The sequence below is a fragment of the Azospirillum terrae genome (assembly GCF_053470425.1).
In genome coordinates this window covers 160,667-174,777 of sequence record NZ_JBPXMR010000008.1, presented here as the reverse complement: position 1 = coordinate 174,777, position 14,111 = coordinate 160,667, and the positions used below count along the sequence as shown (strand labels likewise).

Below are 14,111 nucleotides of genomic sequence, written 5' to 3'. Positions count from 1 at the left end.
GCTTGTTCGTCGCGCAACGCACCCCACATGGGCAAGGCACGCCCCGCACGATTCCCGGACCCGTCCCGATGCCGCTCCGCCCGTCCCTCGCCGCGCTGACCCTTGCCGCGATCCTTGCGCTGCCGATGGCGGCACCCGCCCAGGACAACAAACCCGACACCCCCAAGGCCGAGCGCAGCGAGAAGCCCGCCGCCTTCGACGCGCAGCGCGCGGTGACCCATCACACCGTTGGCTCCCTGGCCTACACGGCGGTGGCCGAGTTCCTGCCGGTCAAGGACGCCGGCAAGGACGAGGTTCTGGCGCGGATCTTCACCACCACCTACACGCTGGACGGGTCCGAGCCGGGCAAGCGGCCGGTCGCCTTCGTCTTCAACGGCGGCCCCGGCGCCGCGTCGGCCTACCTGCACCTTGGCGCCCTCGGCCCACGGATCGTGCGCTTCAACGCGGATGGCTCGCTGCCCCGGCCGCCGGTGCCGATGGCCGACAACCCCGACAGTTGGCTGAGCTTCGCCGATCTCGTCTTCATCGACCCGGTCGGCACCGGATACAGCGGCGCGCTCAAGCCCGGCGACGATGCCGAGAAGCGCTTCTGGAAGGTGGACGCCGACGCCCGCACCCTGTCGGAGATCGTCCGGCTGTGGATCGCCCGCAACGACCGCTGGGCCTCGCCCAAGCTGCTGGTCGGCGAGAGCTACGGCGGCTTCCGCATCGCCAAGATGGCGCGCGAGCTGTTCCGGCAATCGGGCATCGCCGTCAACGCGCTGGTCATGGTGTCGCCGGTGATCGACTTCGGCACGGTGCGCGACGAAACCACCGGCCTGCTGACCACGGCGCTGAGGCTGCCGGCCATGGCGGCCAGTGCCGCCGCGCAGGGGCTGGTCGAGGAGGCCCCGGCCGACGCCGCCGAGCGCGCGGCGCGTTTCGCGCTGACCGACTACCTCGCCGGGCTGGCGACGCTCGACGTTGGCCGCCTGGACGCCTCGGCCAACCTGTTCGCCGAGGTGGCGCGGCTGACCGGCTTGCCGGTGGAACTGGTGGCCCGCCACCGCGGCCGGGTGTCGGCGGGCGTCTTCGCACGCGAGCTGCTGCGTGCCAAGGGGCGCGTGGTCAGCATCTACGACGGCGCCTTCAGCGGTCCCGACCCCGACCCGTCGTCGCCGCGCGTTGCCGAGGACCCGTACCTCACCGGCACCGTGCCGGCCTATTCGACGGCGTTCGCCGCCTACGCCCAGCAGGAGCTGAACTTCCGCACGGAGCTGCCGTTCCACCTGCTCAACGGCGCCGTCAACCGCGGCTGGGAATGGCCGCGCGAGGGGCACCCCAGCGCCATGGACGAGTTGCAGCAGGTGCTGTCGCTGACGCCGGGGCTGCACGTGATGATCGCGCACGGCCGCAACGACATGGTGACGCCCTACCTGGGCTCGCGCTGGCTGGCGGCGCAGCTGGAACTGCCGGACGGGCAGCGCGGCCGGGTCCGCGTGCCGGTCTACGACGGTGGGCACATGATGTACACGCTGCCGATGCCCCGGAAACAATTATTTGAGGATGCTCGCCAGTTGGTTGAGGACGCAATCCGTTGAATTTGCTGGGCTAAAGTATTCAGAACGGAAATAGCCGTTCTGGCTCCAGCACGGCAATTCGGTCACAGGTCCGTCACAGCCCTCGCTGTGATCGGGGCGGCGGGGCTTGCCGAACCCGTTGGAACCCCTTAGGTTTCTCGCTCAAATCACAGATCGGGCTGTGAGGGACCTGTGACGGACGTTCGGATTTTTCAGTCCAACGGGTACTACCGTGAGGTTGTACCGGTCCCGGACACGTACGCGACCCTGCTCCGGCGGAAGGACAGCAAGAACTGGTACGTTCGGCTGATCATCCCCGGCGTGGACACCCCGCGGCCGAAATCCACCGGGAAGTCCAACCTCGACGAGGCCATGGCGGTGGCCCGCGAGTTGAGCCGCAAGACCGTGATCAAGCTGTACCGGGAGGAGCCCATCACCGAGCCGGTGATGAAGGACCTGTTCGAGGAGTTCATCGCCTGGGTGAGGAAGAGGAACCCCCTGCACGACCACGTCCGGCGGCACGAGGGGATCAGCCGGAACCACGTCCTGCCGATGTTCGGGACCCGCCACTTGTCGTCGTTGACCCAGAAGGACGCCGAGCGGTTCACCCAGAAGCGGATGAAGGACGGGGCGAAGCTGTCCACCATCGCGGTGGATTTGGTGACGTTGCGGACCTGGAGCGAGTTCGCGGTCGAGAAGGGGTACCGGCGGGACAAAATCCGGGCTCCGATCAAGCAGCAGCCCCCGGACGACTACGACAACAGCTACTTCGACCTCCGGACCTTCGTGAAGCTCCGGCGGGCTCTCCGGTACGAGCACGAGGAACTGCACCTCCTGGTGCTGTTCTGTTACCACACCGGCTGCCGCGTCGTTGAGGCCCGGAACTTCCGGCATGAGGACGTGGTCAAGAAGTGGAACCCCAAGACGGGCGAGCCGGCCCGGATCCATCTGCGGGGCAAGCAGAAGAAGCGGACGATTCCGGTGCTGCCGGTGGTCCAGACCATCGTGGAGAAGGTCGGGTTCGTCCGGGGCGGTCGCACCTCCGGACCGGTGTTCTCCGACCTCAAGCGGCTCTCCGAGCAGTTCCACTACTTCCTCCTCCGGGAGGGGCTGTACGAGGACGGCGAGGGCAACCACCGCACGCTCGGCAGCCTGCGGCACACCCGAGCCACTCTGGAGCTACAGCGGGGCAGGGCGAGGCCCGGCCGGCTCGCGGCCTGGATGGGCCACACGGAACGCGAGCAAGCCCGGACCTACGACAAGGTCCTGGCCGAGATGCAGGCCGAGGGCTTGTTCCGCCGCCGCCCCAAGCGGTGAAAGGCCGGGGTTACCCGGCCTTCCTGAGCTTGTACTTCAGTCCCGCGTACCGGGTGTCGTCACCATCGATCTCGCCGTCGAGATCGAGGCTGTGCCCCCGTGCGTCCAGGGCCATCATGATGCGGGCGTACTCCTGGGGCGACGGCACGTACCCGTTCTGGATCGCGTAGACCTGGGTGATCTGCCGGTGAGCGTCCTGGAGCCGGGCGTCCGACCAGGACTTGTACGCCGCGGCCTTGTACCGCGAGCAGTCGAACGTGTGCACCGCCGTCTCGCCGTTCGGCTTCGTGACCTCAATCGCAACCTTCATGACACCCTCCATAGCTTGACCCCGAGCTTGAGCATATCACGAATCCTATTCGTTGCAATTGTAAATTCAGCAACCTTACAAAGTAGAACCTTAACGGGCAACTCCACGCCCGGCGTCCGCGGATAAATACGTCCTGGAGCAAGCCTCGACGCCCTCCAGGTCTAATCCGCAAGGACGACGATGAAGTTGATTCAAGTACTGCTGCGGGCTTTGTCCCTCCTGGATAACGCCGGCACGTCGCTGTCGCTGACGAACATCTTCGCCTGGGCCGCCATCGCCGCCCTCTTCGTCAGCCTCTTCCTGACCCCCGACCCCACATCGATCACCGCTTCCGTCGTGGCCACCCTGGTCGCGGTGGCGAACTACGCCCACAAGCGGTCGATCTCCAGTGCGGCGGCCCAGCAGGCCGATGCCAAGGATCAGATTCGTTCTGAGGTCCAGGCGAACGTCCAGGAGGTCCTGGACGGCCTCGCGGAGTGGAAAGCCCAGGTCGAGACCAAGGTGAAGGAGGTCGGCCAGACCGCCGAGGTGGCGGCCAAGCTGCGGCCGACGATCCGCCGGTGAGCCGCAACAAGGACCTCGCCGAGCAACTCCTGACCTACCGGCTCAAGCAGTTGATCGATGCCGCGACGGCCGGCGAGAAAATCGACCAGAAAACCTGGGATTGGGTGCTGAAGACCTACTCGGCTTACGACGCCGAGCAGAAGTTCGACAACATGGTCACGTTCGACGGTGTGTCGGACGAGGACTTGATCGAAGCCTTCACCAAAGACCAGCCCCTGTTCCTCGACAACGTGACGCAGAAGCCGTCCCGTGAACGGCACGTCGGCAAGGAAGGCCGGCGGAGCCAGGGCGTGCTCGCGGATGGCGACTGGCAGGGCGAATGACTGTCGAAGTTGATCGCCAGACCCTGAAGCCGAAGATCCCGAAGTCGGCCATCGTGAAGGAGTTGTGGAAGCGGAAGAACCTCCGGTTCATCCTGCGTCCGCACCAGTTGCCGATCTACGAATTCTTCCACTCGAACGATCAGAACCAACTCTGGAACATCGCACGCCAGACCGGGAAATCGACCTCGCTCTGCCTGCTGGCGGTCGAGCACTGCATCCTGTTCCCTGGCCACTTCGTCCGGTTCTTCGCCCCGTCCACCAAGCAGGCCCGCGAGATCGTCGAGCAGAACATGCCGGTGATCCTGGAGACGTGCCCGCAGGACATGCTCCCCGTCTACCTCCGGAACCGGAACAAGTACGTGTTCCCGAACGGCAGCACGATCACGCTCCAGGGCGTCGATGCCGCCGACGGTAAAGGGCTCAGAGGCGGAAGTACTCACCTCGCCATCCTGGACGAGGCTGCGTTCATGGCGAACCTCCCGTGGATCATCGACTCGGTCATCATGCCGATGTTCTTGAACACGAACGGCCGCTACATCATGAGTTCTACGCCGCCCCCGACCCTGGCCCACCCGTGGGTCGGGTACGTCGAGGAACACCAGCGGCGGGGCACCTACCTGTGCCGCACCTTCGACGACAACACGTGGCTGTCGCCGGAGAAGCGGGAGCGGATCGAGTTCGACCAGTCGATCATCGGCCCCGAGGGCGAGATCCTGATCCCGGCACGCGAGAGGGACAGCTTCAAACGCGAATACTTGTGCCAGTTGATCAACGACTCCGACCACTTGATCGTGCCGGAGTGGCAGGCCGTCAAGGATCTGGCCGTCGAGGAGCGAGAACGCCCGACCCATTTCGTTCCGTTCGTTTCGGCCGACTGGGGCGTGAAGGACTACGACGCGATCCTGTTCGGGTACGTGGACTTCCGGGAGCAGTTGCTGGTGATCGAGGACGAAGTCCTGGTCAACTACCAAGCCCCGTCCGACACCGCAATGGACATCAAGAAGAAGTTGAACGAACTCTGGCCCGGTCACCCGCACGGCCTGATCAAGTTCTTCTCGGACACCGAGTGGGACAAGATCATGGAAATCAGAAAGGTGACAGGAATCAACTTCCGGCCGGCCCTTAAATACGACCTGGACGTGGCGATTGCCGGGCTCAGGACGAAAATCAGCCAGTGCGGCGTCAGGATAAATCCGAAGTGCCAGAACTTGCTGCGGCAGTTGGACATGGGTGTCTGGGAGGTCGATCAGAAGGGCAAAAAGAAGGACTTCAAGCGGACCGAGAAGCTCGGTCACTGCGACTTGCTCTCCGCCCTGATCTACATGCACCGCATGGCCGATTACCGCACGAACCCGTACCCGGTGGGGTCCAGTCCGACCGTCACCACCCACCACATCCCCGCCCAGGTCCAGCGACCGGCAAACAGCGGGATTGAGGGCCTGTTCGCGAGGAAACGATGACGAACAAGAACCAGTACTTCGCCGCCCAAACCGGGGACGAACTCGCCAGTGAATTGACCGCCCGCATCGAGCAGTTCGAAGAGATCCGGCAGCCGGTTGTCCGCCGGTGGCGGCGGAACCTGCGGTACTACCACAACCAGTACTACGAGAACACCGAAGGCACGGACTCGATCCACTTCGTCGGCGAGCAGTCCGAGTACTCGGCCGTTTCGGTCAATCATTTCCGGAACATCATCCAGCACCTCTTGAACCTGATCGTCGGCAACCGCCCGACTTTCCAGGCTCGTGCGACGAACTCCGACCAGAAGTCGCTCCAGCAGGCCCGGCTGGCCAACAACCTGCTCGACTACTACCTGCGGGAAAAGCGGCTCGACGCCAAAATCAAGGCCGCGGTCGAGTACGCCCTGCTGCTCGATTCCGGCTACATCCTGACCACCTGGGACGCGGATTCCGGCCGGGAGTATGGCGTCGAGGACATCACGCCCGAGCAGCCCACGACCATCACCGAGGTCGTGCCGGGCTCGATGGACGCTCCAGTCGCCCCGGAGTTCCAGGCCCCGCCGGAAACCCGGCAGCGGGTGGTGTACGAGGGTGACCTCCGGTTCGACGTGATCCCGCCCTGCGACGTGATCGTGGACCCGACCAAGGCCGACCACAGCGACAACACCTGGGCCATCGTCCGGCGGTACCGCTCCCGCTGGGACCTGATCGTGAACTTCCCCGAGTTCGAGGACGAACTCCGGGAGATCAAGTCCCCGACCGAAGAGTCCATGACGGGCCTGTTCTGGTCGAACTCCCGCTCGCTCGGGACGGACGACATCGAGGTGTTCGAGTTCTTCCACAGCAAGACGCCGGCCCTCCCGAACGGCAAGTACGCCCTGTTCCTCCGGAGCGGCACCACCCTGCTGGAGATGCCGCTGCCGTACCGCGAGATCACCCTGCGGCAGATCTCGGCCGGCACCGAGCTTGGGACCCAGTTCGGCTACACCGTCGCGAACGATCTGGCCCCGCTCCAGGACCTCGTGAACATGGAGGTCAGCACGATCTCCACGAACCACGCGACCTTCGGCGTCCAGAACGTGGCGGCGGCCCGCGATGCCGGAATCACGGTCAAGCAACTCGAAGGCATGAACCTGATCGAGTACGACCTCGCCGGTGGCCCGCCCCAGGCCCTGAACTTGACCTCGACGCCCGGCGAGATCTTCCAGTTCCTGAACCTGCTCGTGAACATGATCGAGACGATCTCGGGCGTGAACTCGGTCGTGCGTGGCAACCCCCAGGCCAACCTGGAATCCGGTACCGCCATCGCCCTGGTGCAGCAGCAGGCCCTGGAGTTCGCCTCGCACCTTCAGGAGAGCTACGTCCGCCTGCTGGAGGACGTGGGCACCGACGCCGTCCGGATCCTGCGGGATTTCGCCAGCACGCCTCGGCTGGTCCACATCGCCGGCAAGTCCAAGGTCGCGGCCATGCGGGAGTTCGTCGGCAACGACCTGGAGAACGTGAACCGCGTCGTCGTGGACCTTGGCAACCCCCTGTCTCGTACCACGGCCGGCCGCGTGGAGCTTGCCCACAACCTGATCAACTTCGGGATCATCAAGACCCCCGAGGAGTACCTGACGGTGGTCGAGACCGGCAACCTCGACCCCCTGACCGAGCACGACAGTGCCGAGTTGGGCCTGATCCGGCACGAGAACGAGATGCTCATGGAAGGGCAGGGGGTCCCGTCGCTGATCATCGACAACCACCGGCTCCACATCCTGGAGCACAGCACGATCCTGATGAACCCCGAGGTCCGGATCAACAGCCCGGCCGTCGGCGTGGTCCTGAACCACATCCAGGAGCACATGGGGATGCTGAACGACGCGGGCGTGCAGCAGATCCACGCCCTCCTGGGCAACACGACCGGCCAGCCCCAGATGGCCCCCTCCCAGGTCCCGCCCCAGCCCGAACCCATGAAGGACGTGCAGGGCGGCGGCGTGCCGGTCCAGGGTCCCATGCCTCCCCGTCTCCCCGCCGGAGCCGCCCCCGCGGCGTCCGGTCCCATGAATGCCCCGCCGGCTGGTCCCGGCTCGGCCCAATAATAGAACAAAAGGTGAACAATGAGTGAGTTTGAAGCCTCTGTCTCGACCGACACCCAGGCCGGCGACGCCGGCACCGGTATCGAGCACACGGGTGGTTCCACCGGTGGTTCGTACGAGGGCGGAAACCCCGGTTCCCTACCCGAGGGGTACGAGATGGGGGACGATGGTGCCCCCGCCCGCAAGGCCCCGGATGCCCCGTCGAAGTACAAGGTGAAGGTGGACGGCTCCGAGGTCGAGATGACCCTGGAGGAACTCCAGCAGCACGCCAGCCTGGGCAAGGCCGCCCACCAGAAGATGCGGGAGGCCGCCGAGCAGCGTCGCCAGTTGGAGGAGGTCGTCCTCGCGATCAAGAACAACCCGGCCGCCGCCCTGAAGCACCTGGGCGTCGATCCGGACGCGTTCGCGAAGCACTACCTGAACGAGGCCCTGCTCCAGCAGTACGAGCCGGAGAAGTACAAGGCCCTCCAGGAGCAGCGGGAACTGGAGCAGTTCCGCAAGGAACGGGAACTCCAGGCCCGGCAGGCCCAGCAGCAGCAGGTCATGGCGGCCCGGCAGGCCGACGCCCAGAAGCTCATGGGTGAGATCTCCGAGGCGTTCAACGAGTCCAACTTCGTCGCCGACGACCGGGCTCGGGCCTTCAAGGCGTACCACGCCCTCCGGATCCTGGCCGGTGACCGGATCAAGGCCGCCCGTGAGGGCCGGCAGCCCAGCATGACGGTCAAGGACGCCCTGGTGAAGACCGACAGCCTGATGTCGAACGTCTACACCAAGTTCCTCCAGACCCTTCCCCCGGAGCAGTTGGCTGCTTCGCTGGGCGAGGAGACCCTGAAGAAGATCCGGCAGTACGAGGTCCAGAAGATCAAGTCCAACCAGCGGGGTGTCCCGCCGGCCGGCCAGCGAAATGCTGGTCCAGTCGCTCCGCAGCGGTCGGAAGACAAGCGTCCGATGTCAGAAGCTGAATGGCGGGACAAAATGGCGAAGCTCCGCGGCTAAATACCCGTGAACTGGACCAGTACTTGACCAAGCCAAGTCGCCGTCAAGTGCTGGTCCAACACGGAGTACCGCCCTGGTGCCAGGAGCCCAGACCAAGCCTCGCCGCCGTCTGCGTAAACCTCGAAGCCGTCGCGGAAATCCATCCCTCGAAAATCCCGGTGACCCCCGTCACCAGTATTTGTGAAATGGAGAGCCAAGATGGCCCCTGTTTACACCGACGTGGGCAAGCTGAACGGCTTGTTCAAGCAGGTTTACGCCGACAGCATCGCCGACCTGTACCCGGACAATGTGAAGTTCACGAAGATCGCGAAGTTCACCTCCAAGGACAAGGAACTCGGCGACTTCTACAACCAGCCCTTCCGCGTGAAGCTGCCGCAGGGCACGACCCGCTCGAACTCGAACGGTTCGGCGTTCAGCCTGAACGAGGCGGTGTCGGGTGAGATGGTCAACGCCCAGGTCCGCGGCAGCGAGTACCTGCTCCGCGACACCATCTCCTACGGTGCGGCTGCCCGTGCCGTCGGTTCCCGCAACGCCTTCATGGACGCGACCCAGGTCGTGGTCGAGGGCATGCGGAAAAAGATCGCCCGCGACATCGAGGCCGACCTGATGTACGGCCAGACCGGCATCGGCGAGGTCGCCAGCGTCGCTGGCAACGTCATCACCCTGAAGGGTGCTTCCTGGGCTCCCGGCCTGTGGGTCGGCCAGGAAGGCATGAAGATCCAGACATGGGCCGCCGTGTCGGGTGAGACCACCCCGACCAACACCGCCGGCACCGGCGTCATGACCGTCCTGGCCATCAACACCCGCACGAAGTCGATCACGGTGGACAACGCCACGGGCGTCGCCGCCAACCATCACATCTTCGAGTTCGGGGCCTACACGACCCAGATGGCTGGTCTGGACAAGATCCTGACCAACACGGGCAGCTTGTTCGGCATCAACTGGTCGAGCTACTCGATCCTGCGGCCGACCCAGTACTCGATCAACGACGGCGGCACCGCCGGTGCACTGTCGTTCGCGGCTCTGGACGAGGCCCTGGAAGAGGCTCTGGCCAAGGGCATGGGCGAGGATGTCACCCTCCTGACCTCCTTCGCGTCCTGGTCGGACCTGCACCGTGAGGTTCTGGCCCGTCGGGAGATCGACTCCAGCTACGCCACGGCCCAGGTGGATGTCGGCAGCAAGTCGATCCGGTACTTCAACCAGAACGGCGTGACCCGCATCGTCGGCTCCTCGTTCGTGAAGAACGGCAAGTCGTACCTGTTCGCCGACCGCTGCATGCTTCGCGTCGGTTCGACCGACGTGACCTTCCGCCGGCCGGGCCAGGGCGACCAGTTCTTCCGCGACCTGGAGAACAACGCCGGTTACGAACTCCGTGCGTACACTGATCAGGCCCTGTTCTGCGAGGCCCCCGGTCAGTGCGTCGTCATCGACAACATCGCTCCGGGCGTCGTGGCCTAGGGTCAGGTCAAGCACAAGTACCAAGGGGGACCTCCGGGTCCCCCTTTTCTTGTTCGGGGTTAACCCCGCGACGCCATCCCATAAATACCGGCGACTTCATGTGGAGAGTGCCGAATGGGAACCTCTGTTACGACCAACCTGGGGAATACCTACGTGATCCCCGGCGACAACGAGACGGACTGGGGCGAAGCCCAGGTCGGGCCGGCCCTGGTCGAGCTTCTCCAGTACGCCCTCCTGGAGGGTGGCGACGTGTCGCTCCTAAAGCTGGTCGGCCCCCTGGTCACCACACCGGTGTCCTTGACGGTGGACAACGGCTCGACGGTCCCGTCGTCGGCCCCCTGCTACTTCCTGACCGGCCTCGGTGGCCCGGTCGCCCTCAGCACCATCACCCCGATTGCTGCCGGCACCTACCCAGGCCAGCACCTGATCCTGGTCGGTCGTTCCAGCATCGCCCCCGTGACCGTACCGGACAGCGGGAACGTCAACATCAACGGATCCTGTGATTTGGAGCAAGACGAGGCCCTCGTTCTGCTTTGGACCGGTACTGCCTGGGTCGAACTCAGCCGGACTTTCTGATTGGAGAACCTGACATGAAAGACATTCGTCTTGCGAACATCTTGGAGGCCATGCAGGAACTCCTGCCGCTCCTGACCGAGGACGACGCCCCGCTGGGCGATGATGCGTCCACGACCGTGATCGAGATCGGTGGCGGCGACAACCCGCTGGAAGAGGCCGCCGAGGGCAAGACCGGGGATAACCCCCTGGAGGAAGCCCTGGAGAAGGGCGACGACGCCATGAGTGGCATGCTCGGCGGCGAGGAGGACCTCGACACCTCCAGCCTGGGTGGCCTGGACGATGAAGAGGACGCTTCGATCTACAAGGCCCTCCTGAAGTCGCTGGGGAAGTAACCCATGGCGACCATCGACCCCAAGCAGGTTCTCCTCGCCGCGTACGACGAGAACACGGCCCAACTCCGGACTTTGTACATCGGGACTGCCGGGTCGGTGGTCGAGCACGACTTGGACCCGGCCCAGATCTGGATCCGCGTTTATGACCCGGCGACCGCGAGCCTTCGCGTCGCCTCTGTCTCTTGAGGTGACGCATGACCACCAAACTTGATCCCAGCCAGATCCTCGCTGCGGTGTACGACCCGGCCACGGGTGCCCTCCGGATCTCCGGTGGGGGTGGCGGCGGGGGTGGCGGGGCCACGACCTTCACGGGGCTGACCGACACGCCGGCCAGCTACTCCGGTGCTGCAAACAAGCTCGTGGCGGTGAATGGAGCCGGCACGGCCCTGACCTTCATCACGGCCCCGGCCGGCAACTTCATCGGCCTGACCGACACGCCGGCCAGCTACTCCGGCCAGGGCGGGAAATCCGTGCGGGTCAAGAGCGACGCCACGGGGCTGGAGTTCTACACCGTCCCGACGTACTTGACCGCGGTGTCGGGCGACACCGCCCCGTCGCTCAGCGGCGACCTGAACGTCAACGGGCACAAGATCACGGGTGCGGCCGGCGTCGAGATCGCGACCCCGACCTTGGCCCTGACGAATGCCGGTGCGGACATCACGCTCCAGAAGGGCGACGCCGGCAAGCTCACGGTGTCCACCCTGGATGGCATCGTCCTGGACCCGGCCGGCAACAACGTCGCCATCGGGGGTTTCCTGACTGGCACCAACGGCCAGAACCTCTCGATCCAGGGCGACGCCGGGGCCGTGGTGATCGGCGGCGGGACCACGACCTCGCTCCTGGTCACCGGCACCGACCTGCTGCTCGATCCCAGCTACGCCCTGTCGGTCGATGGCGTGAACGCCGACCTGACCCTGCGGCCGGCTGGCACCGGCAAGGTGGTCCTGGACGGCCCGGTCCAGGTGAAGGGCAAGTTCACGGTGGCCAACACCGCCGGCACGATCTCGCGGGATGTCCGGATCCTGTCGGCCACCACCACGACCGGTTCCTTGACCGCCCTGACGGGGGCCACGCTCGCCATTGCGACCAACACCGTCGTGGATTTCGAGATCCGGGTGAAGGGTCACCGTAGCGACGTGTTTGGCGAAGTCGCCAAATACAAACTGTCGTTCACCGTGAAGAACGCTTCGGGGTCCCTGACCATCGGGCCGATCCTGAAGACAATCGTCCAGGAAGATGACTCGACCTGGGACGCCGATGTGGCGGTCAGCGGCACGAACATCGTCATCAACGTCACCGGGGCCAGCGGTAAGACCATCCAGTGGGTCGCCGTGGTCGATCAGGTTGTGTGAGGTGAGCCATGGCTCTGGTAATTGACAACGCCAACACTCGGCTGAACAAGACGGGGTCCAGCGACATCACGGTCGGGGACAACACCACGTTCGTGGACAACTTCGTCCGGAAACCCCGGCTCCAGTCGTACAGCAACGTCACCGACGCCCCGTCCATCGTGGCGGGTGTCGTGACGCTGAACCTGGACAACGCGAACGTTTTCCCGGTCAGCCTGACCGCCAACGTCACGTCCATCGTGCTCCAGAACGTGCCGGCGACCGGCCGGCACGTCGAGATCCTGATCACCTTCACCCAGGACGCCACCGGCGGCCGGACGGTGGCGTGGCCAGCCTCGTTCAAGTGGCCGGGCGGAACCGCTCCCACGGTGTCGTCCACGGCCTCGGCCGCTGACGTGCTGTACGCCTTCACGACCAACGGGGGCGTCACCTGGAATTGCTCCCTGGTGAAGGACTTCCGCTGATGCTGATCGGACGCGGCCTGACCGAATCTTTCACGACCCCGCCCATGACCTGGGCGACGTACGACGCGTCCAAGGATGGCCCCCGGACGGCGTTGTGGTCGAACGACGCCGCGTTCGACGGCGACAGCTTCTCCCGCTCGACCTCCATGGGGGGCGGGGTGTTCCTGTTCGTCCACAACCGGTTCGCCACGGGCACCAGCCCCGGCACCGCCGGCATCTACGCGTTCGCGATCCAGGTCAACGCCGACAACACCATCACGGTCGGGACCGAGACGGCGGTGGTCACCGCCAGCTTCCTGAACTGGGCCGCGTCGTTGTCGGTGCTGAAGGTCGAAACCAACAAGGCGGTGTGTTTTTACAACGGCCCGTCGGCCCCGTACGCCATCTACGCCGCAACCCTGGCTGTGGACCCCAGCACCCTGGCGGTCACGGTCACGAACGCGACCAACAACGTGTCGTCGGTGCTGGCCAACACCCGGATCGACCACAGCCACGCCATCATGCTGGACAGCACCAAGATCGTGCTGACCGGCCGGTCGGATTCGACCACGTACCGGGTCCGGTCGTACGCCCTGAACTGGAACTCGGCGGCGGGAAAGGTCGATGCCATGTCTTCGACCTCCCAGGCGGTGGGCAACACCTCGCTGGAAAACGGTGGCCGTCTGGTCAAAATCTCGGCCACCCAGGCGATCCTGACCGCGACCAAAACCGGCACGCCGGCCGGCATCTCGTCCGTGATCCTGACCCACAGCGGTACCGGCATCACGACCTCGGCCGTCGTGCAGGGAACGCTGACCAACGGCACCTGGGCCGACAACTTCAACAGCAACGACATGTCGGTGGCCGGAGCGGCGATGACCTACGGCATGACCGACCCTGCGGCTGGCATGAAAGTCTGGCCGGTGAAATCGGGCGGCACCACGCCCACGGTCGGCACGCAGTTGCTCCTGGCCGGATCGTCCACCGATTACCGGTACTGCCCGCTTTGGCTGTCCTCGACCCGGTTGGCCGCGGTGTGCTCGGACGCCACCACGAGCGGCGACCGGATCTACCTGTACGTCCTGGACTACGACGCGGCAACCAACGCCCTGTCGCGGGTGAACGGGCCGGTGATGATCGAGCCCAGCGTCGGGTCGTTCGGCCTGGAAAGCCACCGGATTGACGCCAACCGGATCCTCGCCGTCTACGCCAGCGACGACGGTGTGACTTCGGCAAAGGTCCTGTCCATCGTCTAAGTTCTCTGCGGTTCTGACCACGAGCCAGGGGGCCATAAATAACCCGAAGACGGGAGATTATGCCCTATGGCTCGTGAGTTTCAGTTTAAC

General features: G+C 65.1%; 15 protein-coding genes. 14 read left to right on the top strand and 1 reads right to left on the bottom strand.

Annotated elements, in window-relative coordinates:
* Window positions 1-68: 68 nt before the first annotated feature.
* Entirely contained in the window at window positions 69-1,580 is a 1,512-nt protein-coding gene (locus ACSVDD_RS20640; RefSeq protein WP_448191273.1) for a S10 family peptidase, read from the top strand.
* 171 nt (window positions 1,581-1,751) lie between these two features.
* Complete coding sequence (locus tag ACSVDD_RS20635) at window positions 1,752-2,876, top strand: tyrosine-type recombinase/integrase (RefSeq protein WP_448191272.1); 1,125 nt, start codon at window positions 1,752-1,754, stop codon at window positions 2,874-2,876.
* A gap of 10 nt (window positions 2,877-2,886) precedes the next feature.
* On the opposite strand, the gene ACSVDD_RS20630 is transcribed toward ACSVDD_RS20635, so the two are convergent.
* On the bottom strand, window positions 2,887-3,186 hold the full coding sequence (locus tag ACSVDD_RS20630; RefSeq protein ID WP_448191271.1) for a hypothetical protein: 300 nt from the start codon (window positions 3,184-3,186) through the stop codon (window positions 2,887-2,889).
* Between the two features lie 180 nt (window positions 3,187-3,366).
* On the opposite strand from ACSVDD_RS20630, the gene ACSVDD_RS20625 reads away from it, so the two are divergent.
* The 12 genes from ACSVDD_RS20625 to ACSVDD_RS20570 all read left to right on the top strand — a co-directional run bounded on the left by ACSVDD_RS20625 (window position 3,367) and on the right by ACSVDD_RS20570 (window position 14,021).
* A complete protein-coding gene (locus ACSVDD_RS20625; RefSeq protein WP_448191270.1) occupies window positions 3,367-3,750 on the top strand; it encodes a hypothetical protein in 384 nt (127 codons plus the stop codon).
* Window positions 3,747-4,073 carry a hypothetical protein gene (locus ACSVDD_RS20620; RefSeq protein ID WP_448191269.1) on the top strand — a complete coding sequence of 109 codons (327 nt, stop codon included), beginning with the start codon at window positions 3,747-3,749 and terminating at the stop codon, window positions 4,071-4,073. Before ACSVDD_RS20625 ends, ACSVDD_RS20620 begins: the two co-directional genes overlap by 4 nt.
* On the top strand, window positions 4,070-5,533 hold the full coding sequence (locus tag ACSVDD_RS20615) for a terminase large subunit domain-containing protein (protein WP_448191268.1): 1,464 nt from the start codon (window positions 4,070-4,072) through the stop codon (window positions 5,531-5,533). Before ACSVDD_RS20620 ends, ACSVDD_RS20615 begins: the two co-directional genes overlap by 4 nt.
* Window positions 5,530-7,614, top strand: coding sequence for a portal protein (locus tag ACSVDD_RS20610; RefSeq protein ID WP_448191267.1), 2,085 nt, complete (start codon window positions 5,530-5,532; stop codon window positions 7,612-7,614). The genes ACSVDD_RS20615 and ACSVDD_RS20610 overlap by 4 nt, the downstream gene beginning before the upstream one ends.
* Window positions 7,615-7,632: 18 nt before the next feature.
* A complete protein-coding gene (locus tag ACSVDD_RS20605) occupies window positions 7,633-8,607 on the top strand; it encodes a hypothetical protein (protein ID WP_448191266.1) in 975 nt (324 codons plus the stop codon).
* 198 nt (window positions 8,608-8,805) lie between these two features.
* Window positions 8,806-10,065 (top strand): hypothetical protein, encoded by a 1,260-nt coding sequence (locus ACSVDD_RS20600; RefSeq protein WP_448191265.1) that lies wholly within the window; start codon window positions 8,806-8,808, stop codon window positions 10,063-10,065.
* Window positions 10,066-10,179: 114 nt separating this feature from the next.
* On the top strand, window positions 10,180-10,641 hold the full coding sequence (locus ACSVDD_RS20595; protein WP_448191264.1) for a hypothetical protein: 462 nt from the start codon (window positions 10,180-10,182) through the stop codon (window positions 10,639-10,641).
* A 14-nt stretch (window positions 10,642-10,655) separates the two neighbouring features.
* Entirely contained in the window at window positions 10,656-10,973 is a 318-nt protein-coding gene (locus ACSVDD_RS20590) for a hypothetical protein (protein WP_448191263.1), read from the top strand.
* A 3-nt stretch (window positions 10,974-10,976) separates the two neighbouring features.
* A complete protein-coding gene (locus tag ACSVDD_RS20585; protein WP_448191262.1) occupies window positions 10,977-11,159 on the top strand; it encodes a hypothetical protein in 183 nt (60 codons plus the stop codon).
* An 8-nt stretch (window positions 11,160-11,167) separates the two neighbouring features.
* Complete coding sequence (locus ACSVDD_RS20580; protein WP_448191261.1) at window positions 11,168-12,325, top strand: hypothetical protein; 1,158 nt, start codon at window positions 11,168-11,170, stop codon at window positions 12,323-12,325.
* Between the two features lie 8 nt (window positions 12,326-12,333).
* A complete protein-coding gene (locus ACSVDD_RS20575; protein WP_448191260.1) occupies window positions 12,334-12,786 on the top strand; it encodes a hypothetical protein in 453 nt (150 codons plus the stop codon).
* Complete coding sequence (locus tag ACSVDD_RS20570) at window positions 12,786-14,021, top strand: hypothetical protein (protein ID WP_448191259.1); 1,236 nt, start codon at window positions 12,786-12,788, stop codon at window positions 14,019-14,021. The genes ACSVDD_RS20575 and ACSVDD_RS20570 overlap by 1 nt, the downstream gene beginning before the upstream one ends.
* Window positions 14,022-14,111 lie beyond the last annotated feature (90 nt).

Excerpts from the sequence above, each read along its gene's own strand:
- ACSVDD_RS20640 (WP_448191273.1), top strand. The coding sequence starts at position 69 with ATGCCGCTCCGCCCGTCCCTCGCCGCGCTGACCCTTGCCGCGATCCTT.
- ACSVDD_RS20630 (WP_448191271.1), bottom strand. The coding sequence starts at position 3,186 with ATGAAGGTTGCGATTGAGGTCACGAAGCCGAACGGCGAGACGGCGGTG.
- ACSVDD_RS20625 (WP_448191270.1), top strand. The coding sequence starts at position 3,367 with ATGAAGTTGATTCAAGTACTGCTGCGGGCTTTGTCCCTCCTGGATAAC.
- ACSVDD_RS20615 (WP_448191268.1), top strand. The coding sequence starts at position 4,070 with ATGACTGTCGAAGTTGATCGCCAGACCCTGAAGCCGAAGATCCCGAAG.
- ACSVDD_RS20610 (WP_448191267.1), top strand. The coding sequence starts at position 5,530 with ATGACGAACAAGAACCAGTACTTCGCCGCCCAAACCGGGGACGAACTC.
- ACSVDD_RS20605 (WP_448191266.1), top strand. The coding sequence starts at position 7,633 with ATGAGTGAGTTTGAAGCCTCTGTCTCGACCGACACCCAGGCCGGCGAC.
- ACSVDD_RS20600 (WP_448191265.1), top strand. The coding sequence starts at position 8,806 with ATGGCCCCTGTTTACACCGACGTGGGCAAGCTGAACGGCTTGTTCAAG.
- ACSVDD_RS20595 (WP_448191264.1), top strand. The coding sequence starts at position 10,180 with ATGGGAACCTCTGTTACGACCAACCTGGGGAATACCTACGTGATCCCC.
- ACSVDD_RS20590 (WP_448191263.1), top strand. The coding sequence starts at position 10,656 with ATGAAAGACATTCGTCTTGCGAACATCTTGGAGGCCATGCAGGAACTC.
- ACSVDD_RS20585 (WP_448191262.1), top strand. The coding sequence starts at position 10,977 with ATGGCGACCATCGACCCCAAGCAGGTTCTCCTCGCCGCGTACGACGAG.
- ACSVDD_RS20580 (WP_448191261.1), top strand. The coding sequence starts at position 11,168 with ATGACCACCAAACTTGATCCCAGCCAGATCCTCGCTGCGGTGTACGAC.
- ACSVDD_RS20575 (WP_448191260.1), top strand. The coding sequence starts at position 12,334 with ATGGCTCTGGTAATTGACAACGCCAACACTCGGCTGAACAAGACGGGG.
- ACSVDD_RS20570 (WP_448191259.1), top strand. The coding sequence starts at position 12,786 with ATGCTGATCGGACGCGGCCTGACCGAATCTTTCACGACCCCGCCCATG.